This is a genomic window from Vibrio rubrogenes (assembly GCF_059641415.1).
Genome location: NZ_JCARSY010000029.1, coordinates 1 through 22,867, shown reverse-complemented (window position 1 = coordinate 22,867; position 22,867 = coordinate 1). Strand labels below are relative to the sequence as shown.

Annotated in this window: 17 protein-coding genes and 1 pseudogene; 11 read left to right on the top strand and 7 right to left on the bottom strand. The window is 45.9% G+C overall.

The annotated features are described in order from the left end of the window. Nucleotides 1–42 precede the first annotated feature (42 nt). The gene (locus tag AC55NX_RS16400; protein WP_496996727.1) at nt 43–1,863 is read right to left on the bottom strand and encodes a sigma-54-dependent Fis family transcriptional regulator; all 1,821 of its coding nucleotides are present in this window, start codon (nt 1,861–1,863) and stop codon (nt 43–45) included. A 281-nt stretch (nt 1,864–2,144) separates the two neighbouring features. On the opposite strand from AC55NX_RS16400, the gene exaC reads away from it, so the two are divergent. Then, nucleotides 2,145–3,665: an acetaldehyde dehydrogenase ExaC gene (gene exaC, locus AC55NX_RS16395; protein ID WP_496996705.1), complete on the top strand. Its 1,521-nt coding sequence runs from the start codon at nt 2,145–2,147 to the stop codon at nt 3,663–3,665. A gap of 193 nt (nt 3,666–3,858) precedes the next feature. On the opposite strand, the gene AC55NX_RS16390 is transcribed toward exaC, so the two are convergent. Then, the gene (locus AC55NX_RS16390) at nt 3,859–4,335 is read right to left on the bottom strand and encodes a hypothetical protein (protein WP_318585754.1); all 477 of its coding nucleotides are present in this window, start codon (nt 4,333–4,335) and stop codon (nt 3,859–3,861) included. 306 nt (nt 4,336–4,641) lie between these two features. Between AC55NX_RS16390 and AC55NX_RS16385 the strand changes: the two genes are divergently transcribed. The 3 genes from AC55NX_RS16385 to AC55NX_RS16375 all read left to right on the top strand — a co-directional run bounded on the left by AC55NX_RS16385 (nt 4,642) and on the right by AC55NX_RS16375 (nt 7,165). Then, entirely contained in the window at nt 4,642–5,259 is a 618-nt protein-coding gene (locus AC55NX_RS16385; protein WP_496996704.1) for a YagU family protein, read from the top strand. Between the two features lie 272 nt (nt 5,260–5,531). Further along, entirely contained in the window at nt 5,532–6,506 is a 975-nt protein-coding gene (locus tag AC55NX_RS16380; RefSeq protein WP_496996703.1) for an amidoligase family protein, read from the top strand. Beyond that, nucleotides 6,479–7,165: a gamma-glutamyl-gamma-aminobutyrate hydrolase family protein gene (locus tag AC55NX_RS16375; RefSeq protein WP_496996702.1), complete on the top strand. Its 687-nt coding sequence runs from the start codon at nt 6,479–6,481 to the stop codon at nt 7,163–7,165. Before AC55NX_RS16380 ends, AC55NX_RS16375 begins: the two co-directional genes overlap by 28 nt. A gap of 174 nt (nt 7,166–7,339) precedes the next feature. Here AC55NX_RS16375 and AC55NX_RS16370 read toward each other — a convergent pair whose 3' ends face one another. Further along, nucleotides 7,340–8,746: a glycoside-pentoside-hexuronide (GPH):cation symporter gene (locus tag AC55NX_RS16370; protein WP_496996701.1), complete on the bottom strand. Its 1,407-nt coding sequence runs from the start codon at nt 8,744–8,746 to the stop codon at nt 7,340–7,342. Between the two features lie 778 nt (nt 8,747–9,524). On the opposite strand from AC55NX_RS16370, the gene AC55NX_RS16365 reads away from it, so the two are divergent. The 3 genes from AC55NX_RS16365 (at nt 9,525) to AC55NX_RS16355 (ending at nt 13,399) form a co-directional block, all read left to right on the top strand. Beyond that, nucleotides 9,525–9,779, top strand: coding sequence for a hypothetical protein (locus tag AC55NX_RS16365; protein ID WP_496996700.1), 255 nt, complete (start codon nt 9,525–9,527; stop codon nt 9,777–9,779). Between the two features lie 99 nt (nt 9,780–9,878). Beyond that, nucleotides 9,879–12,641 carry an immune inhibitor A domain-containing protein gene (locus tag AC55NX_RS16360; protein WP_496996699.1) on the top strand — a complete coding sequence of 921 codons (2,763 nt, stop codon included), beginning with the start codon at nt 9,879–9,881 and terminating at the stop codon, nt 12,639–12,641. A gap of 221 nt (nt 12,642–12,862) precedes the next feature. Continuing rightward, entirely contained in the window at nt 12,863–13,399 is a 537-nt protein-coding gene (locus AC55NX_RS16355; protein WP_496996698.1) for a thioesterase family protein, read from the top strand. A gap of 26 nt (nt 13,400–13,425) precedes the next feature. On the opposite strand, the gene AC55NX_RS16350 is transcribed toward AC55NX_RS16355, so the two are convergent. From AC55NX_RS16350 to AC55NX_RS16340, 3 genes are read right to left on the bottom strand one after another with little or no spacing between them, the layout of a single operon-like run. Next, nucleotides 13,426–15,477, bottom strand: a complete 2,052-nt coding sequence (locus AC55NX_RS16350) for an FUSC family protein (RefSeq protein WP_496996697.1) — start codon at nt 15,475–15,477, stop codon at nt 13,426–13,428. Next, nucleotides 15,474–16,328, bottom strand: coding sequence for an efflux RND transporter periplasmic adaptor subunit (locus AC55NX_RS16345; protein WP_496996696.1), 855 nt, complete (start codon nt 16,326–16,328; stop codon nt 15,474–15,476). Before AC55NX_RS16345 ends, AC55NX_RS16350 begins: the two co-directional genes overlap by 4 nt. A 4-nt stretch (nt 16,329–16,332) precedes the next feature. After that, on the bottom strand, nt 16,333–16,533 hold the full coding sequence (locus AC55NX_RS16340) for a DUF1656 domain-containing protein (protein ID WP_496996695.1): 201 nt from the start codon (nt 16,531–16,533) through the stop codon (nt 16,333–16,335). Between the two features lie 536 nt (nt 16,534–17,069). On the opposite strand from AC55NX_RS16340, the gene AC55NX_RS16335 reads away from it, so the two are divergent. From AC55NX_RS16335 to galM, 3 genes are read left to right on the top strand one after another with little or no spacing between them, the layout of a single operon-like run. Next, complete coding sequence (locus tag AC55NX_RS16335) at nt 17,070–18,122, top strand: UDP-glucose--hexose-1-phosphate uridylyltransferase (protein ID WP_496996694.1); 1,053 nt, start codon at nt 17,070–17,072, stop codon at nt 18,120–18,122. Nucleotides 18,123–18,133: 11 nt separating this feature from the next. Continuing rightward, complete coding sequence (gene galK, locus AC55NX_RS16330) at nt 18,134–19,294, top strand: galactokinase (protein ID WP_496996693.1); 1,161 nt, start codon at nt 18,134–18,136, stop codon at nt 19,292–19,294. Between the two features lie 10 nt (nt 19,295–19,304). Beyond that, entirely contained in the window at nt 19,305–20,357 is a 1,053-nt protein-coding gene (gene galM, locus AC55NX_RS16325; protein ID WP_496996692.1) for a galactose-1-epimerase, read from the top strand. A 141-nt stretch (nt 20,358–20,498) separates the two neighbouring features. On the opposite strand, the pseudogene AC55NX_RS16320 reads toward galM, so the two are convergent. Next, nucleotides 20,499–21,543 (bottom strand): annotated as a pseudogene (locus tag AC55NX_RS16320) (IS630 family transposase). Nucleotides 21,544–22,071: 528 nt separating this feature from the next. Here AC55NX_RS16320 and AC55NX_RS16315 point away from each other — a divergent pair. Beyond that, entirely contained in the window at nt 22,072–22,785 is a 714-nt protein-coding gene (locus tag AC55NX_RS16315; RefSeq protein WP_496996691.1) for a substrate-binding periplasmic protein, read from the top strand. Nucleotides 22,786–22,867 lie beyond the last annotated feature (82 nt).

Here is a 22,867-nt window from a genome sequence, read left to right as displayed (position 1 = left end):
TGTATCCATACCAACCAGCCGCCGAATAAAATTCTGGCTGATTTACTGATTTAAAATACCGAGCATTTTGAGTTTACGGTAAATGGTATTACGGCTGACACCGAGTAACCGAGATGTCTGACTGATGTTCCCCTGAGTTGCCTGATAGGTTTGCAGTAAGCGACTTTCTACCGTGGTTTTCAAATCCGGCATCTGTTGTGCATCATTGACTGCGATTGGTGAGGTATCTGCCAGTTGAATCGATGAGGCTGCGGTTGTCGGTGCAGACGAGGTCAATGATTTCAGAATATGACCGGGAATATGCGCCAGCTTCAACAGCGGTTCGTCGCTGGTGAGCAGGCAAGTGACTTTCAGCATATTATCCAGTTCGCGAATATTGCCCGGCCAGAGATAAGCTTGCAGAATGTGCAGCAGTTGCGGACAGATTTGTTGCTGATTGAGACGATATTGGCGATGAATATGCTCAATCAGTTGTGCTTTATCTTGCCGCTCCCGCAATGGGGGAAGTTCAAGAACCAGCCCGTTGAGACGATAATAAAGGTCCTGACGGAATCGTCCTGCTGCCACTTCCGCGGTTAAATCCTTATGGGTGGCCGCAATAACCTGAATATCAACCGGTTCACTCTGACCTGATCCTACCGGAATCACTTCTTTTTCTTGTAAGACATGGAGCAGGCGGCACTGTGCGTCCAGCGGCATATCCGCGATTTCATCAAGAAACAGCATGCCCTGATGTGCTTGGCGGATTTTCCCCTGATAACCTTTTGGGTTCGCCCCCGTGAAGGCACCGGCAACGTAACCGAACAGTTCGGACTCAATCAGATCTCTGGGGATTGCACCACAATTAACGATGACTAACGGATGATGTTTCCGTGAGCTGTGCTGATGTAAAGCTTTGACGAATTCATTTTTACCGACTCCGGTTTCTCCCAGAATCAGCAAGGGGATATCTTTATCGATCAGTTTATGAGCCTGCTGCCAGGCTTGCTCAATCCGGTCATCACCAAAATGGAGTTCACAGGAGGTGGTGAATGCATTGGCCGAGCGAAAGGTGCTGGATTTTTTCCCGGAGGATTGGAGGGGATGTTTTTCAAAAACCAGCGTACGGTCTTGCTGCTGTAACAGGCTTTCGATTGAAAGTCCGATAATGTTGGGGCGTTCAAGTAACTGAAAGGCAATATGATTATGGGCGAGTACTTTACCGGATGCGTCAGCAACCAACACACCCTGCCAACCACTGTTGAGTAGTTTTTTTTCACAGGCCAGATTGATTTTAACCGCACTGTCGGGAATAGCGCATAACAGATGGTTTTCCACTTGTTGAACCATATTCTGAACCAGCATTTGTGTCGAAAGATCATGCTGCTGTTGTTCACTGGTGATATCTAAAATACCGATGAGTTGCCCCTGATGGTTAAAGACAGGGCTGGCGGAGCAGCTAATAAACTGATGTTGATGAACGTAGTGTTGCTTGCCGATGATCGTCAATGGTCTGGCTTCGACAATGGCAGTCCCGATGGCATTGGTGCCTTTGAGATTTTCTTGCCAGCAGACGCCATTATCCAGTGCGATTTGGGTGAGTCGTTCCTTAAAACGCGGTTGCCCCCAGCTCGCCAGAATCACACCATCCCGATCAGTGAGGATCAGGCGACTATCACTATGGGCAAACATCTGATTAAACAGTGGCAGCGCATAAGTTTCGACCGCTTGGATCAGCGGATTGACCGACCATTTTCGCTCTTTGAGCTCGGTACTGGACATGATGATGTTTTCAGGCTGTCGACGCTGTTTTAAGCCAGCCTGATGGCATCGATCCCAAGATGATGTCAGCCAGTCTCCGGCAGAAAATTGAACATGTTGCATCATTGTTTCACTCTTTCACATGCACTGTGTTCCATTTTGTAACACTTGAACAATTTGGAGAGAATCATCGGGTTACCCCGATGCCAACAGATTATGATTGTTATTTTTTGTTAATCATAGTGTTACACAAAGGTAACAGCAAGTCTTTCGATACTGGCCTGTGATTTGCGTTACACAGAAAATTACAGGCAAAAAATAACGCCTGAACAATGTCAAAACAAACAATGACATGAACGTGAAAACCAATACGTGAAAGTAAAATAGGCCAGAAGGAACGACATATGATTTATGCGCAACCCGGAACAGCAGATGCAATCATCAATTTTAAATCCCATTACGACAATTATATTGGTGGTCAGTGGGTCAAACCGGTTGGTGGAACCTACTTTGACAATATTTCTCCGGTGAATGGTAAACCTTACTGTCAGGTTGCCCGTTCTTCGGAAGCGGATATCAACCTTGCTTTGGACGCAGCCCATGAGATTCGTGCTAAGTGGGCTGCGACACCTGTAGCTGAGCGTGCCAACATTCTCCTCAAAGTTGCTGATCGCATCGAAGCGCATCTGGAAGAGCTGGCGGTTGCTGAGGCATGGGAAAATGGTAAACCCGTGCGTGAAACACTGGCTGCGGATCTGCCGTTGGTGGTGGATCACTTCCGCTATTTCGCCGGTTGTATTCGTGCGCAGGAAGGTTCGGCGGCAGAACTGGACAGCACCACGGCCAGTTATCATTTCCCTGAACCGATTGGAGTGGTCGGGCAGATCATTCCGTGGAACTTCCCGATGTTGATGGCGGCCTGGAAACTGGCTCCGGCACTGGCTGCCGGTTGTTGTGTGGTATTAAAACCAGCAGAACAGACACCAACGTCTATACTGGTATTAATGGAAAAAATTGGTGACCTGTTGCCGCCGGGAGTCGTCAACGTTGTCAACGGATATGGGGCTGAAGCAGGGCAGGCATTGGCAGTCAGTAACCGAATTGCCAAACTGGCCTTTACCGGTTCAACTCAAGTGGGTAACCATATCTTGAAATGCGCGGCAGATAACTTAATACCATCGACCGTTGAGCTGGGGGGTAAGTCACCCAATATTTATTTCTCTGATATTTTCGATTACGAAGATGAGTATTTGGATAAGTGTATCGAAGGTATTTTGCTGGGATTCTTCAACCAAGGTGAGGTCTGTACTTGCCCGTCGCGGGTATTGGTGCATGAATCGGTCTATGAGCGGTTTATTGAGAAAGTGATTGAACGGGCGAAAACCATCAAACAAGGAAATCCGCTTGATACTGAAACACAGGTTGGTTCACAGGTGTCACAGGAACAGTTCGACAAGATTCTCAGTTATCTTGAAATCGGTCGCAACGAAGGGGCTCAGGTCCTGTTTGGCGGAGAAGCGTCGCAGCAGAGTGGCGGTATCGAAAATGGATACTACATTCAGCCGACAATGTTGTTCGGTAATAACAAAATGCGGGTTTTTCAGGAAGAGATTTTTGGCCCGGTGATTGCTGTCACGACGTTTAAAGATGAAGCTGAAGCCTTGGCGATTGCCAATGACACTGAGTACGGATTGGGCGCCGGAGTATGGACGCGCGATACGAATCTCGCATACCGCATGGCAAGAAATATCGAAGCCGGTCGGGTTTGGGTCAACTGTTATCATGCTTACCCGGCACACGCGGCTTTCGGTGGCTACAAAAAATCAGGGATTGGCCGGGAAACGCATAAGATGATGCTCGGCCACTATCAGAATACGAAGAATATATTGGTGAGTTACAGCACTAACCCACTGGGATTCTTCTAGGGTTTTGTCTCCCCGCTTCACAAAAAAGAAGTTGTGAAGCTTATTGTGCTGATCTAAGGAAGGTTTGGCACGCTTACGCAGCGCCTCTGATTTCAGAGGCGCTTTTTTACGGTGTTAGACTTGCTTGTCTACCAGAGGCTAGCAGTGAATGAGGTGGGTCTCATATGCTTGCGGATTTTATTGAAGAAAATGATTAGAAAGGCTGACCATTGTTGACCGGAATTGAGAAACCAACAGCGTTGTTATGGTACCAACCATTAGCAACGACTTTGACTTGCCCCTGATAGCCACTCGCAGCATGTGCTTCTATTGTTCCGAATCCCAGACCGCCTTGAGAAGTTGGTGGTGTACAAAACCGACTTGTTGCCAGTGCAGGTAAGGTATATGTCTCTCCAACTGCAGTAATGTAAATCGTTGATGATAGTTTTTCTGTATATTCTTCACCGTTTTGATTATATAAATGAACTGTCACATCAGCAGGTACACCGGAAGTATTTGAAACTGTAAAACAAGAATGGCCCACAGAAGGGCTTGCATCGGCATACCAACCTGTAATATTGGCTGTACCTGCGAAAGCCGGAAGTGCGATACAAGATAAGATACTTGAAATAATAAATTTTTTCATATTGCTTTTCTCTATTTTGATTGTTGTATTGGTGATCCAAGTCATCTGGTTTTATTCGTAGAATTAAATCAGAACGTTGATTTTTTTATATTTAAAATCAGACTCTAACTTTAATTAATATATCACTTATTGTATATAGACCAAGTGATCTCAAGAAGAAAATATTAATGATGGTTATAGTGCCTGTCCCTGTAATTTGGTATGCATTGCTCATCATTTATCCTGCCACATCCTTATATCAGAATTGTGATGTACATTTATGTGTGTCGATGCTATAACCATTATTGCATTTTTTATTTTAACTTGTTGTTTTTTAATTATTATTTTGTAAATAAAATTTGAGATGGTGTTATGAATATTCTTCAACAATCTGATCCAGCCCGCCGGCGTTATGGTCTCGCTGCATTCATTGGCCTTATCGCAGGTATTGTTTCTGCGTTTGTCAAATGGGGGGCTGAACACCCGCTGCCGCCTCGTAGTCCCGATGATATTTTCAGTGCCGCTTGCGCACCGGAATTACTCAATCGTGTCGCTGAACAGATCGACTGCTCACGTAACTTTTTGAATCCGCCTTATGTCTTTCTGCGTGATTGGTTGGGGATGGTTGATCCGAACAGTGCGGTGTATACCTTTGCAGGACATGCCTTCAACTGGGTTGGTGTAACACACATTATTTTCTCAATTGTGTTTGCCGTTGGTTATTGCGTGGTCACCGAGCGATTCCCGATCTTTAAACTATGGCAGGGGCTGCTTGCCGGAGCATTGGCACAACTGTTTGTCCATATGATCTCTTTCCCATTGATGGGATTGACACCGCCGGTGTTTGACTTGCCTTGGTATGAGCATGTTTCTGAAATCGTCGGGCATTTAATCTGGTTCTGGTCGATTGAAATTATTCGCCGTGATTTACGCAATCGCATCACGCATGAACCGGATCCGGAAGTATCATTAGCGGCTCGTTCATCTTAATCCTTGTCGCGACGATAATTTTTTAGAAAGTCTCGATAGTTTGATATGTTCGATAGCTGATATCGAATTGATGCAACTATCGTGACTATCCGATAGAGGACGCCACTGCGTCCTTTTTTTGGCATGGTTGTTCTACAGATTGCTCTCTGTTTGGCATCAACAGATAGTCAGGCATATGTCAGAACCACCCGTTAGACTTCTAGTCATCTTGTAAAAGCCAGAGGTTAATATGCTAGACTGATAAGATAACCTACAAAAATGGTGATTTATCAATGTCATTTAAGATGCCACCTATCACTGCTACCCAAAATGGTGATATCAGAAAGGTAGGATTTGAATTGGAATTTACCGGTTTGACGCTTGAGCAAGCGATTGAACCCTTGTGTTCGATCTTGGGCGGTAAAGTCGAGCAGCAGTCTGCGGTTGAGTTTGGTGTGCGTACCGACGATTTAGGGACGTTCAATATCGAATTAGACTGGGATTTTCTCAAACGTAAAGCCAAAACGGCCTGGCAGGAAGACGATGGTCATCAACTGGTCGATCTATTACATCAGGCCGCTTTGCCGATTGTACCACTTGAAATTGTCAGCCCCCCGATCCCTCTGGACCAACTTGAACCCCTCAATCAACTGATTCCGGCCCTACGTAAAGCAGGTGCAAAAGGGACAGAAGACTCCGTGATTGCCGCTTTTGGTGTACATATCAATCCTGAACTACCAGATTTGACTGCCACAACGATCAACAACTATCTCAAAGCGTTTGCTTTACTCCAGTGGTGGCTAGTCGAGGCGCATGACGTCGATCCAACCCGTCGGCTCAGTCCCTATATTGCACTCTATCCTGATGCTTATGTGAAAGCGCTGCTCAACGATACTTCGGCGGATTTAGATCATCTGTTTGATTGTTATCTCAAACATAATGCCACGCGTAATCGTGCTCTGGACTTATTACCATTACTGGCCGAAATCGATGCTGACCGTGTTCGTCAGGTCGTCGATGATCCGAAAATCAAAGCGCGCCCCACATTTCACTATCGCCTGCCTGATTGTCGTATTGAAGATGCCAACTGGGATCTGACCAAGAGTTGGGATTTATGGTGTGTTGTCGAAAAGCTCGCGGCAGATCCGCAGGCTATCAAGACGCTGACAATGCGTTTTCTGAAATTAGAACGTCCATTGATTGGTGTTGATCGCAAAGTTTGGGTAAAGGAGATTTCACAATGGCTCAACGACCGAGGGTGGGCGTAACGGGCAACGGCAAGCGCTGGTCACCTTCGTGGTGGTGTACACGGATTGCATTATGGCTGGTCGGCGCGCGGGCAATCCGCTTAAGTGTCCGCCATTCATGGTCGGGTGAATCGTTGGATGCTTTGATTATTGGGGGCGGTGACGACATCAGCCCCGAACATTATGGTGGCGATGTCAATCAACAGGTGAGGCTCGACCCCGAACGCGATCAACTGGAAATTGATTGGATCGAATGGGCACTTGAACATCGTAAACCGCTGCTTGGCATATGCCGCGGATTACAATTGATTAATGTGGTCAAAGGCGGCTCTTTATATGCCGATATTCGCGAGCTGCGCCAACAGACGTATAACCGTTCAGGATTACTCCCGACCAAACAGGTCAAGCTCAGTGCGAACTCAAAACTGGCCGCAGTCTGTAGAAAGACACATTTACGCGTGAATAGTTTGCATCATCAGGCCGTCAAAAATGTGGGGCAGGATTTACAAGTGGTTGGTACGGATTTAGACCAGTTTACTCAGGCGGTGGAAAGCACCGATCATGCCCCCATACTCGGTGTGCAGTGGCATCCCGAATACCTCTTTTACTTACCCACGCAACTCGCGATTTTCCGCTGGCTATGTGCTCAGGGGGCTGCCTATCAAACGGATGAAGTATGATGGAAGGATTTAGTCCGCATTGTTGACTGAAAAATGAAGGAATTATCAATTCTGAGGTAGGGGTGAGAAGTTAAACGCTGTTGGTTGCATGAAGCAACCAACAGTTGATACCAGCCTGTCTCACCAAACGTCCTCCCGATTTAACCCGAACATCTTCAGTCAAATCAGTACTTTTTATATTAACGCCTCGCGATCTTTCTGGGTCTGAACTGGCTCTGCCGACAGGGGGTCAGACAGTTCAAGCTCAGTCAAGTCAGATTTGATTTGAGCCAGTTTGTGGTTATCAAGTTTATAGAACAGCATAAATATCGCTAATGAGGCAAAAAACAATCCGGGGATCACGGTAAACAGTAAGTTGATCGCATTGATTGCTTGTGGTGTTTGCACCGCTGCGCCACCCTCATATCCAGCCCATGCCAAGATCCAACCGACACCAGCACCACCAATGGCTATCCCCAGTTTGATGGCAAACAGATTGGTTGAAAATACCATGCCGCTCAGTGAACGGTTACTGCGGGTTTTTTCGTAGTCAACCACATCGGACATCATACTCCATAGAATCGGGGTAGTACTCATTTGCACCACGCCCAGCAGCACGACCAATGCAAAGACCGCAGGGACGTTCATGGGATCGACCAGATAGAGCAAGGCTGCGAGAATCCCGGAGATCACCGTCAGAATCCGGTACATGGTTGGTTTGTTATATTTGCCGAATAAAGGTGAAGATAACATCGCGCCGACAATATTCGCCAGCATCCCGGCAACCATAAAGATAGTCGCAAGGTCTGCCCGGCCCATCACGACTTTGACGTAGTACATTGTGGATGCCCCTTTAAAAACCACGCCCGTGAGAAGCACGACATTTACGGTGAATAATATTCGCCACTGACTATTTTTCATGAGTCGCTTTAAGTCTTGCAGCGCAGATTGCCTCTCTTCTGTTGGGACATAACGCTCTTTGGTATTCGCAAAACTGAAAAAGAATAATGCAATAGCACCAAGCCCCATCACCGCCATTGCGCCCAAATAGCCTTTTTGTGTATTTCCCTGACCAATAACATCCACCAGCGGGAGTGCAACCATGGCGACAATGAGTCCTCCGGCGGTACTGAGTGCAAAACGATAGGATTGGAGTGACGTCCGCTCACTTGAATCATTGGTGAGTGCATTGGCCATCGCACAGTAAGGGACATTGATGGCGGTATACATGAGCGTTAAGAAAATATAAGACGCATAGGCGTAGATAAGTTTTCCGGTTGTGCCAAAATTCGGCGTGAAAAAAGCAAGCATACATGCAACCCCGAAAGGGATCGCGATCCACAGCAGGTAAGGTCGGTAGCGACCATGTTTTGAACGTGTTCTATCGACAATTGAACCCATGATCGGGTCTGTCACGGCATCAATAAAACGGACAAGTAAAAACATGGTTCCCATGTGTGCGGGAGAGAGCCCATAAATGTCCGTATAAAAGTAAGCTAAAAAAAGCATGACGGTCTGCCAGACAAAGTTACAGCCGGTATCGCCTAAGCCATACGCGACTTTCTCTTTGACCGACAATTTATTGGTAGTCGTCGTAGTCATTTTATTTATTCTCCAGGGTACAGGTTTACCAATATCATTGTGTTGGGTCGTGGAATATAATCAATTTGTCTAAATTAATAATGGATTTATGATATTTTATTAATGTGACAAATATTGCAAAAAAAGTATTTTATCAAATATAAAAAATATTTAAATTCAATTGGTTACGTTTATTATTTGGCTGATTTTTTATGATATTTGCGACGCGAAGCACAATTAAACAATAGAAGAAATAAAGAATAAAAAAACGTAATCGTTGTAAAGATATCAATGATTCGTTTGGTTGAATCATGAAAAGATAGATAATTGATCAAATAACATGGCGAGTAAATATTTGATGAAGATGAAATGGAAAAAATATGACCACTGCCATGTATTTAATTTTACCATTTTTGATGGTGAGACAATCAAGACGAATGCGAGGTCAATCAATGTAATTTTGTGTTTCATGAACAATGTAACCAGATATGCTGATTGGATTGTTTGTGATATTCACTCCAATACGTCTCAATATAAATTATTTTATTATTATTATCATAAAGACAAATATCAATAATAGAGATGTTTAACTGGCTGATGCTATTCGTAAATGATAAGTAAGTATTCTCTGGGCTGCGCCATATCTGCTTTTTTATCAATTAATAGCGGTTATCCTATGATTACTGTTCATTATATTTTCAAAGCACTATCTGAATGATTGAAATTAAAAATTATTTGTTGAAATAATGTAAATATAAATCTATTTTGTAAAAATCAATTACAGGAAAACAGACTCAATATGAAAGCAAGGATCGCGTTTTTATTGACGTTGGGCTTCTCAGCTCAGGTTTATTCCGGCTCTCCGCCTCAGGATGAAAAATTACTTCAGTCACTGATTCAACGTGGTGTTATCTGTCAAGGTTTAACCTACGAAGAACAGCAAGAAGCACTTCGTATTTATCTGAACAAGAAAGCAAAAAAATATCCGGATAAATCATCAGAAGCGTCAGAAACACCGTCTTCTCAGTCGTGTATCGCACCACCTAAACAATAATCTCACTCGCAACAAACCTGTTCATTTTGATTTTTATCCTTCATCAAAATTCAGGAATAGTTGGCTATTTGTAACATAAAAAATAAAAAGGATTATCCAATGATAAAAATGAGGAAAACCTTGCTTGCAACAGCAGTGATGAGCTGTATTGGTATCAGCAGTTATGCTCATGCACATGCCCCGGTCGATATGGGGGTTGTGAATGAAGAAAAACTGATTGAAATGCTGATTCGCAAGGGCGTCGTTGATCGTGACGCATCTGAAGAGGCTAAGCATCGTGCGCTCAAAGCCTATTTGGCGAAAAAAATCGATCATGGCTTTAGCGGCGATGATCAGCTCGGTAAGAAAGCACTGCTCAACCGGGCAAAAGTGCTGAAAGCCATGAAAGCAGGGAAAGGGAGCCAACAACACAATGTCTTCGCGCTGGATGTCAGCCAGAAACGGAATGATAAAATTCTCGCACTGTTAATTGATTTCCCTGATCTGCCGTGGGATGACAACCGGCTGACACCGGAACTGACAGATATGTTCTATGCCAATTATACGCCCGAACATTATCAGTCGTTATTATTCTCTGATACCGGCTATGACGGTCCCAGCGGGCAGAATCTGATTTCAATGCGTCAATACTATCATCAGGAATCCGGTGATAGTTACGGCGTTTCCGGTAAAGTTATGGGCTGGTATCACGCTCAACATGAAGCCGCTTATTACGGTGGTCATACCGAACCAGGCGGCAATGATATCAACCCGCAACAACTGGTCCGCGAAGCGCTCGATCAGCTTGCCAAAGATCCCGATATCAATCTTGCTGATTATGATATTGAAGACCGCTATGACTACGACAATGATGGCGATTACCGTGAACCTGATGGTGTGATCGATCACCTGATGGTTTTCCACTCATCGGTTGGTGAAGAAGCTGGCGGTGGGGTGCTGGGTGATGATGCTATATGGTCGCACCGCCATAATCTGGGGCAATTCTATGTCCTGAAAGGTACGCAGAGTAATGTACCGGGTCGGTTCAACGGCCAGTATGCAGCCTATGATTATACCATGCAGCCGATTGATGCGGCCGCAGGGGTTTGTGCGCATGAATATGGGCACGATTTGGGACTGCCTGATGAATATGACACTCAGTATACCGGTAAAGGTGAGCCGGTTTCTTACTGGTCAATTATGTCTTCAGGCAGTTGGGCAGGGAAGGTTCCGGGGACAGAACCGACCGCATTTTCAGCTTGGTCGAAACAGTTCTTGCAAGATGCGGTCGGCGGCAAGTGGGTCGACGCAACCGAAGTAACGCTCGATGAGCTGGCGCAACATGCCCAAGTGATTAAGCTGCGCCAGACAACCGACACTGAGCAACAAAATCTGGTCAAAATTCCTTTACCTCAGAAACAAGTTGAAGATCTGCCGCCGTATGAAGGCAGTTATGATTTTTATTCTGATAAAGGAGATAGTCTGAAGAATAAAATGCATCGCACTTTAACGGTACCGGATGCATCCAGTGTGACGTTGAAATTTAAAGCTTGGTATCAAATCGAGAAGGATTATGATTTTGCGCGAGTCACGGTCAATGGTGAGTCGATTGCCGGGAATATCACGACGATGGACGATCCGCAAAACACCGGGTTGGTACCGGCGATCTCAGGTGAATCAGATGGGTGGGTCGATGCTGAATTTGATCTGTCGAAGTGGGCCGGTCAGGACATTGACTTAGGATTTGAATACATCACCGACGGTGGTCTGACAATGGCTGGCCTCTATCTGGATAATTTGCAGCTTGAAGCGGATGGGGTGACGACACTCATTGATGATGCGGAAAGCACACCGACGTTCACTTTTGATGGATTCCGTCTCAATAATGGTTTCCACACTGCCGACCATTATTATCTGCTCCAGTGGCGCAGCCATGATGGTGTCGATGTCGGTTTAGGTCACTTACGGCGTTTCAACGGTTTGATGTCATTCGAACCGGGTCTGCTGGTTTGGTATGTTGATGAATCATTAACCGATAACTGGGTTGGTAATCACCCCGGTCAAGGCTGGCTCGGTGTGGTTGATGCCGACCAAAATACACTGGTGTGGGCGAACACTGCTCAAGCGGCACAAACGCGTTTTCAAGTCCGTGATGCAGCATTCTCATTGCAAGATCAGGCACCGTTGCGTTTAGTCAACAATGATGGGGATGTATTGGAAGACAGTAGTCTGGTTGCCAATGCGAATTTTGCCGATGATCAGGATTATAGCAATCCCGGTCAACCTGATGCAGGACGGTTATTGACTGAACTGGGGTTACAAATTGATGTGTTAGAGCATGGAGAGAATAATCAATATGGTTTGATTAAGATCGCCAAAGCATCGACACCCAATGCCACGCCCCAAGCGGATTTTGATTTCACCGTGAATGAACTGACAGTCTCAACCGTCAATCGTAGTCAAGATACCGATGGCCGTATTGTCAGCTATCTCTGGGACTTCGGTGACGGTCAGACGAGTACTGCTGCTGCACCGACATGGACATATCAGAAGCAAGGTACTTATCAAGTTTCCCTCACGGTTACCGATGATCAGGGTGCAACGGATAGTGTCAGTAAATGGGTCGTTGTGCTTGAACCGAGTCAGGCACCGATTGCACGCGTCTGGCATTTTAATTTCATCCGCACGGTGGTGATGTGGTCGACAAGTTGGGATGAAGACGGACATATTGTTGATACCAAATGGACCCTTCCCAGTGGTGAAGAGAAGCATGGTTTGTCGCTGATCCACACGTTTCCCAAACGTGGTCAGTATGATGTGCTACTGACGATTACAGATAATGATGGGAACGTCACAACCAAAACGATTAGCGTTAATCTATAAAGACCGGTTTATCGCGACAAATATGAGTTTTGACTCTGTAAAGTGCAACCTTTGGGTTGCACTTTTTACGTCACAGACCATGACCTCAAAGCAGATCGGGTCAAAGTGAAGCGGGATGCAATCATGTTGTAACACGTATATTTATTGTGGTATGACCAGTTTTGGATTACGCTGGTTTTTATCGAATGAATGGATTCAATCCAGAGAATAAGGGGAAGGGCATGAACCTTTACTTCCGTTTTATATGGCTGTTGATTTGGCGAATGCGTTTTTGCCGACGTCTTGGTTTGTTGGATAAATCCCGGTTAGAATTTCGTGCCTGGCCGACGGATTGTGATATCAATTTGCATCTGACCAATGCACGTTATCCGGCATTGATGGATTTAGGCCGAACCTATCTGCTCGCTGAAATGGGATTGTTGAAACCATTTCTGAAGCGAAGTTGGTTACCAGTCGTCAATGCTTCTGAATTCACGTTTATACGTGCGATTAAACCGTTGCAAAAATTCTCTATCGAGAGCCGGATTTTAGGTTGGGATGAAAAATATTTTTATCTGGAACAACGATTTATCAGTCAAGTCGGATTACATGCGATTGCGAATATCCGCGCCTTGTTTGTCTGTAAAGGGCACAAAGTGGCGATGGCTGAGTTACTCCGGGTGGCTGACTTCGAATTGCATCATACGCCGGAGTTGCCACCAGATATTCAAAATTGGAAATCCTTGTTACAAATGAAGAAAGAGCAGAATGCGATCTGAATACCGTCAACGATGTAGCTGAGTGTTCACTCATTGATACTCTTTGCTGTCCTCTCGAACGTTAAGCCGATCCGTTGGATCATCCCCTCAATCATCCGTAGTTGTACTTCGCTGACCCCTGCGGTTTGCAGATCGGCCAATAATTGTTCGGAAGCCATTTGAAATGGCTCACTATACCTGCCTTGGGCGGCCAGCCCATAAGCTTCGGCCAAAACTGTCTGCCAATGTTGGTACGATGAGGATTGTTGATTCAGTCCGAGCGTGTTTAACATCCGGCTGAACCGCAAAATAATGTGGCCGAGATTGAGTCCTGTCAGAACAATATCCGTCATTCTCTGTCGTTCAGGTGTCGGTTCTCCGGTAATCGAGCGGAGTAATCGATCTGTCATCCGGGCGTTAAAGCGGGTTTCTTCATTTTCCCGATGGCATGAAAGAGACTTCAAATCGTTCACTGTCGTTTTTAAGACGCCTTTTTGAATCAGTCTCAGACTCGGGCCGGTGATAATTTGGAATAACCAATACAACAGGTAACTGCCGCAGATAATACCCAGCCCACTACTGAGCGCGAAGTCGATAGAAAACGACAGGCTCATATCCGGCCCGGGGCGGGTCAAAATGGTGAAAGGAATGCAAAAGCCGAGTCCGTAGGGCAGGGTCGGACGGTTTGCCAGTGCCAGCAGACCGAGAAAATAAGGGCCGGCCAGCACGATGAATAGCAAAATATAATCGGCTGAACTTTGGGCAAGAACATTGAGCGCATAAAAAATGGCGACACAAACTGCCACGATGGCGCTGATCGTCAGTCGTTTCAGAACGATGGTCACGATATTGAGCGGTAAACGAGCCATCATCATCGAAAAGATCACCGGCAGAATCATCATCATGACCACCGCTGATGAGCCAGTAAAAATCCAGAGCGTGGAAGATATGGCGAAAACACTCACCGTTCTCAGCGCAACGGAAATTCCGATCCACGGATCACGGTGGGGGCGAAATTTCGGGGCATGAAGTTGCGTGCCTTCACGGTAGAAAATCGCCTGATAGGTAGTTAAGACTACGACCAGATCCGCGGCCATCTCCATGGCAACTTTGATCAAGCGTAATTCTATCGGGCTGAGTTGTTCCGTTGACTGTTTGAGGTCCAGCAGTTTTTGGCGCAGGTTTTTCGCAATTTGATAGCAGACTTGTCGGTCGGTTTCAGCTTTCATTTGGCAGATGGACTGGCGGATATGCTGGATGACGCTATTGAGAAACGGACTGTCCAGCTCGGGGTGATAGCGTTTGACCCGACCAAAGATCTGAATGACTGCCAGTAACGACATAATTTTGTTATTCAGCAGAGAGATAGCCCTGTATATACTAGGGCCTTGCGGGCCTTCATACTGAACAGCGCTGGTACTCTCGTTGAGTTGTGCCAATGTTTCTAAAATTGCGTCAAGCGCCCGATGTCGTTCCTGATGCGTTTTGTTTTCATCCAGCTCATGAACCAGATAATGTAATGTTTGATCGACCACCACACGGGATAGGTCGTGCAGACTGTCTTTGATATGGGTCGGCCAAAAAAACAGGCTGATCAGCGTGGCGCAGACTGAACCGACGATCAGCTCACTCATACGAGCCTGAGCGACATCAAATACGGTATGGCTTGAGATTACTGCTGTCGATTGAGTCATGGTCAACACGACGATGAGGATCGGGGTGACCCCAGCCATGGTGTAGGCATAGATGGCATTGGGATTACGCACCATAGCAGATAAATACGCCATCGTGCCCAGCCAGAGTCCCAGAGCCGGTAATGCCAGTTCCGGGAATGGCATCAACCAATTCAGAATCAAAATGCCGATGCAGCCCCCGACCAAAGTGCCGCTGATTTGGCTGATCCCTTTTTCAATCACTAGCCCGCTTTCGGGCCTGATTTGCAAAAACACTGCTGAGACCAGCGCCCAATAAGGGCGGTCTAACTGACAGTACATCGCCACATACAATGAAAGCGCCATCGCGATAATCCCTTTGGTGGCGAAAATCACTGCCGAACGCTGCGGGAAAAAAATAGCTTTAGCGAGGACAGATGCACTCACTCGGCTGGTTCCTGTATGTTGATTGAGGCGGTCATACCGGCACTGAGTTGTTGTTGATCGACCTGATCATCGAGCCGGATATTGACCGGAATCCGTTGGGCGAGCCTGACCCAGTTAAAGGTTTGTTGGATTTGCGGCAGCAACTGACTGTTGGTATTGGTGTTGCTGTTGGCAATCGCGCGACCGATGCTCAGCACTTTACCGGTCAGCGGCGGCTGTCCGTTCATCAATTGGATCGAGGCAGGCTGACCGAGCTGAATTTTGGCTATTTTCGTTTCTTCAAAATAACCGGTGATGTAAAACGAATGCTTTTCGACCAACGCCAGCACTGAAGTGCCCTGACGAACATAATTGCCGGAGCGTAGGCTCAAATTAATCACCGTGCCGTCAACTGGTGCAGTTATCTTGGTTCTTGCAAGATTGAGCTTCGCTTCATCTAACTGGGCCTGAGCCAGTTGGTAATTTGCTTTGGCGATATCCATGTTGATTCGGGCGGTTTCCAAATCTTCATTACTGATCGAATCCTGACTCGGTAGATTTTTACGCCGTTCATATTTGTGCTTGGATAACTCCCAAGCCGCAAGACGATTTTTCAATGTCGCGTTGGCCTGAGAGACCGCGATCTCGTAACGTTGCGGATCGATCCGGAACAGCGCTTGCCCCTGACGGACGGTCTGGTTATCACTGACTGCAACGTGTGTGACAAAACCGGAAACATCCGGTGAGATGGTAATAATATGGGCGTTGACTCTGGCATCTCTGGTCCATGGCGTCAGCATATAATGATGCCAGAGCCAGTAACCGGAGCAGACTGCGATCAGAACCATGATGATGGTGGAAAATTTTTTCATCGCGTTACGCTCCATAGAGTGTGATAGAAAGAGATAAGATACAGACAAAAAGACTGACCAACATCCATGCGGGTTTCCAGATTTTTGCATAGATGCCCGTGCGAAATAGCACGATCCGGATGAAATAAGTGATCCCAATCGCGAGCGGGATATAAACCACCAGCGGGCTAAAGAGAAGCCCCAAAAACGGAATTTCGTGTAACACCTGTGCTCCCTTAATTCAAGCGGTCATGAGTTTCATGACAGTCATACGATAGATGAGATCAGGACACTGTATCGAGTCCTCACGGGCAGGGACTCAGTCATGATATGGCGTTTATATCACGCAGAAAAGGACAGCAGGGTGCTGAATAATATCCTGACCAGTGGCTCGCGCCAATGCTGTGCTGAAGCGGTTTGGGCTGCATCGATTTATGCTAGCGCATTCCTATTAACAAGAAAAGTATTAACAAGCAAAGTATTAAAAACAGTTCAGTTTTATTGCCTGAGTCGGCTTGATCACGGAGAAAAATGGCAAATCTCACATGACTGATAAGTCGTTGTGTAAACGTTTCCACAGTGTGGTTTTAATCACAGAAACAGAGATAGTTGAGCTGTTAGACTCACATTTTATTTGGGACCGGTGGCTGGTAAGCCGAGCGAGTGCTGCAAAAGATCAGCCAATCGTTTGGCACTGGCAGCCTTCACCTAAATGGTTAATTAGTTTCCTGTTTTGCATTTATGCATGAAGAGTAAGTGACAATGACAAATCAATTATTTGACCCGAGTGCTCATCCTCATCGACGTTATAACCCGCTGACCGGGCAATGGGTATTGGTTTCACCACACCGGGCTAAGCGTCCATGGAGCGGACTCAACGAACCGCCCAGTTACAGCGATGTACCCTCTTATGATCAATCTTGCTTTTTGTGTCCGGGCAACACGCGGGTCTCGGGAGAAGCGAATCCTGATTATGCGGGCACTTATGTCTTTGAAAACGACTTTGCAGCGTTAATGCCCGATTCTCCTTCAGCACCTGAAAGCGACAATCCGTTGTTGAAAGTTCAGGGCGTGCAGGGATTAAGCCGGGTAATATGCTTTTCTCCCGATCATAGCAAAACGTTACCGGAGCTTACGCCGCAACAGATCCGTCAGGTGATTGATACATGGAATACACAAATCGAAGCACTGGGACAATCATATGTCTGGGTACAGGCCTTTGAAAACAAAGGTGAGTTGATGGGCTGTTCCCAACCTCATCCCCATGGTCAGATTTGGGCCAACAGCTTTCTGCCGAATGAGATCGAGCGTAAAGATCAACAGCTGAAAGCGTATTTTGAGCAACATGGCTCCAATTTACTGGTCGATTATGTTCAGACCGAGTTGAATGATGGCTCCCGAACGGTGGTTGAAACCCAACACTGGCTGGCGGTCGTGCCCTTCTGGGCTGTATGGCCGTATGAAACGCTTTTGCTGCCGAAAATGCATGTGCGTCGCATGAACGAACTGACGGATGAACAGCGGGATGATCTGGCACTGGCAATCAAAAAACTAACCTGTCGATATGACAATTTGTTCCAGTGTTCCTTCCCTTATTCGATGGGATGGCATTATGCCCCGTTTTTTGAGGAAGGTACGGATATTGACCACTGGCAGCTGCACGCGTTGTTTTATCCACCGCTACTGCGTAGTGCTTCGATACGTAAGTTCATGGTGGGTTATGAAATGCTGGCTGAAACTCAGCGAGATCTGACCGCCGAACAGGCTGCACAGTATTTGCGCGATGTCAGTGAGATTCATTATAAAGAACAATAAAGAGAAACAAGATGTCGAATCCAATTCAAACTGTAACAACATCATTCTCCGAAATTTTCGGATATCAACCGAGTCACCTGATTCAGGCTCCCGGTCGTGTCAATTTGATCGGTGAACATACCGATTACAACGATGGGTTTGTTTTGCCCTGTGCGATTAACTATCAGACCGTGGTGGCAGCCGCCAAACGTCAGGATTCCCGTATTCGGGTCGTCGCTTGTGATTACCAGAATGCGGTCGATGAATTTGATCTGAATGCCCCGATCGAATTCCAGCCCGATAAAATGTGGGCGAATTATATCCGTGGTGTTGTAAAGGGCTTAATTGAGCGCGGTTATTCGCTCTGTGGTCTGGATATGACGGTCAGTGGCAATGTCCCCCAAGGTGCGGGGTTAAGCTCTTCCGCTGCGCTGGAAGTGGTGATCGGACAAACATTTAAAGTGTTACTGAACCTTGAAATTAGCCAGCAAGAGATTGCGTTGAATGCACAACAGGCAGAAAATGAGTTTGTCGGCTGTAACTGTGGGATTATGGACCAACTCATCTCGTCGGAAGGGCATGAACATCACGCATTGTTGATTGATTGCCGGGACTTAACGACTCAGGCGGTGCCGATTCCTGCCGAGATGGTTGTCATGATCGTCAATTCGAATAAACAGCGAGGTTTGGTTGACAGCGAATATAATACCCGTCGTGAGCAGTGCGAAGCCGCTGCACGTCAGTTTGGCGTCAAAGCGTTGCGGGATGTGACGTTGGAGCAGCTAAACGCCCGGTTCAGTGAGCTGGATGAGATCGTTGCCCGAAGAGCCCGGCATGTGATTACTGAAAATGACCGGACTTGCAAAGCGGCTCAAGCCCTTGCTGTCGGTGATATTTACACGGTTGCCGAACTGATGGCACAGTCCCACATTTCGATGCGAGATGATTTTGAAATAACAGTACCAGAAATCGATATACTGGTTGATTTGATAAAAACGGAGATCGGTGAACAGGGTGGTGTACGGATGACGGGCGGTGGTTTCGGTGGATGTGTGGTTGCACTGGTGCCGCCGACATTCGTGGAAAGAGTCCGGACAGCCGTTGAGAGGCAGTATCACGCCGCGACTGGTCTGCAAGCATCTATCTATGTCTGCCAAGCGACACAAGGGGCAGGCCTGATTTCCGAATCATGAGGGAATAATCATGCAACAACTATTTGCCGGACAAGCCTCGGCAGAGAATCAAGCGCAATGGAAAGACTCGATTGTTTTGCAGAACTCGCGGGGAATGCGGGTTGAACTAACCCCGATGGGAGCCACTTGGCTCAGTTGTCAGCTGCCAGTCAGTCAGGGTGACATGCGGGAAGTCTTGCTGGGGGTTGATTCTGAACAGACGTTACTGACTCAGACAAGCTACCTGGGGATGACAATCGGGCCTTATGCCAATCGGATTGCCAATGCCAGCTTTACCCTTGATGGCAAGCAATATGTGCTTGATGCCAATGAAAATGGCAATTGCCTGCATAGTGGCAAACAGGCGTTCCATAATCGTCGCTGGGACGTCGTTGAACAGACAGAAAATCAAGTCCGGTTTTCTACCACTTCTCCGGATGGTGAGATGGGGTTTCCCGGTGATTTAGTGGTCTCGGTGACGTATACCGTGACAGAGGCTGATCAGGTATTGATTGAATATCATGCCACGACAGATCGACCAACACCCGTTAGTCTGACCAATCATGCTTATTTTAACCTGCACGGTGCAGACCTCGGTCATTCTTGTCTCGATCATTCGCTTTGGCTCGATGCCGATGCGTTTTTGCCGATTAGTGATACCGGGATTCCGCTTGGGGGGCTGCAAGAAGTGACCGGCACCGGGTTTGATTTTCGCCGGACTAAACCTGTACGCTCCGATTTAATGCAGGATCAACAGCAAATGACCGCACAGGGTTACGATCATGCCTATTTATTCCGGGCTGAACGTGATGTGTCACGCCCTGTGGCATCATTAACCAGTGCCGATGAGCGGATTCGGATGCATGTCATCACGACGATGCCCGCGATTCAGCTGTATACCGGTAATTGGCTGACAGGCACCCCGGGACGTGGTGACCATATCTACTCGCAATATGCCGGTATTGCTTTAGAAACGCAGTTCTTGCCCGATTCACCTAACCATCCTGAATGGCAGCAACCAAGCTGTATTCTCAAGCCGGATGATTCATACCATCATACAACTTGTTATCAGTTTGAATTTTAAGAGTTTTTCAATAGAGTAGGGGTTTATTTGAGTGTAGGCTATAGGTCTTTTGTCAATCAGTATGATTCATTTTGAGGAAAATATGGCAATTATATGTGGCTTTATTGGCTCAGGCAAAACGCCTACTCTAAATAACTGTTCCTAATTACGCTCCACTTTCATCGAACCATGCCCCCCCACCGGGGAATGGTGAAACGTTATCCAGAAAGTAACGCACCCGCTGCAATAATTGCCACATCGTTTTACACTGATGATTCCGGGTCACCGTCTCATGCAAAGCGTGCCAAAGCTTCTCTATTTTATTCACCCACGGAGAATAAACAGGCTGAAACAGAAGAATAAATTTTGGATTTTTCTTCAACCAGCTCTGGGTCTTTTTACTTTTATGAATGATGTAATTATCGACAATCAACGTGATTGTTTTTGCCCGACGATATTGGCGTTTCAAGCATTCCAGCATCGCAATAAACAACTCTGAACTCTTACTGGCGCTGGCAACATACGTGACTTTCCCTGTTGTCGCATGCAGCGCCCCAGCCAGATAATGTTTGGCATTTTGCCCCGGTGTAGCCACTTTCTTTTGCTGACCTTTTCCCTGATGCATCCAGTCTGCACCGATTTTCGGGTTCAGATGAATATCGACTTCATCTTCGTAAAAGACCGGATGGTCAATAGCACATTGTTCTAAAGCCTGTTTGATACGAGCCAGTTTTGCTTCTTTCTCTGGGTCTTTGATATGAAGTGTTGGCGCGGCTCTGCGCCAGACGATCCCAAGTTTTGGCAACCAGCGACGAATCGTTGATGCGTGGACCTTCAGGTCAAAAATTCGGTTCACTTCCATGGCCATCAACTCTGTACTCCAGCGGGAGCGCTGGTAGCCAAGGTGCTGGGGGTTTATTTCAATCAATGTCTTCAAGATCGCGGCTATCTGAACAAAAGGTAATACCCTCGTCCTGCCAAGGCTGAGACTTTCTAACCCTTTGAGTCCGTATTCGGTGTACCAGTGAATCCATCGGTTGACTGATGAACGGGCGGCAGCAAGTAGCAGAGAAACTTTTGTGACAGTCTGTCCGTCAGCCAGAAGTAATATGGCATTCAAACGGCGATAATGGTCTTTATCCTTTGTCTTATGCATTTTTTTGATAATTCGGCGTCGCTCTGCACGGTCAGGTAATGTTAGAATCATGGCACTCGGTACTGTTTTGTTCGTTTTGTTGGTTTGGCGACTTATCAGATCGCACAAACGCTACCGAGTTCCTTTCTTTTTTATTCTCCGGTGATCTACATTTAGGAACAGTTATTTAGAAAGCTTGAAAACGAGAAAAAGGCATTTAGGTTTAATGTTGATAAATGGATGATCCCTCTCTTTGGTGAGCATTCATACGAAATGACACCTGAAATGCCAGAGTTATTTTGGTCCAGGTTTGAAGTAACCAAATCAGACGAAAATATTGTATAGGTTAGTTGTTGGATATGGCACCACACAGGAAGCATGTATGGTGCTGTGGTATTGGACATCTTTTTATAATTAAGCAATTTGTTTAATATTTTTATGTTATGTAATATAAAATTACATTCTATTTTTAGCTGTACTCTGGATAATATCAATGAGGATAGACTATGCTAAATATTATATTAAATCGCAAAAAATAAATGGATCGTTATAAAGAATCCAAGCGGTTGATGTTGTAAATATAAATATTTGGACTATTTAATGAGAAAATGTATCTCAAGTGTGTTTATTTGCATACTATCATTGATAACTTGTGCAAAGCTATATGCAGCAGAAAAGATATTACTTACTACACAAATCTGGCCACCTTATCAGGTATACCACGATCATCTTTTAGAAGGCACTGCGGTGACAGTGGTTAAAAGCATACTTGAAAAAATGGGCGTGCCCTATGAGATTCATGTCTATCCATGGGAAAGAGCACAGTTCATGGTGAAAACTGGTGCAGCACAAGGCTTTTTCCTTGCTTCAGAAAACAGTAAGCGTGATGCCTATGCTACATTTTCAGAAGCTATTTTCCCGCAAAAGTGGAATTGGTATCTGTTGCGAAATAACCCGCTCAATCCTGCTGATGAATCATTTAAAGAAAATGCATGTATATTGGTGAGATTCGGCTCCAATATGCAGTATTGGCTGAGCGCTAATCATTATAAAGCCATTGGTAGTTTCAAAAATACAGAGGCCTTAATCAAAGCTCTTTTGGCTAAGCGTTGTGATGCGATGTTGGCTAATGAACTGGCCATTAATAATTATTTGGAGAAAATGGATTTATCACCAGAGTTATTTAAGATTTATCCCAATATGGATAAGCCCCTTGGTATTTATTGGTCAAATACTTATTTAGCTGAAAATCCTGAATTTCTGGAAACCTTTAATTATTTCGTTAAGCAATATAAAGCAGCTGAAGGTCACTAATGTGCGGATATTTATATATTCATAAACTGCTGGCCGTACATATTAGTCTGTGGGTCAGCATTTATCATAAAGGCAATAATAT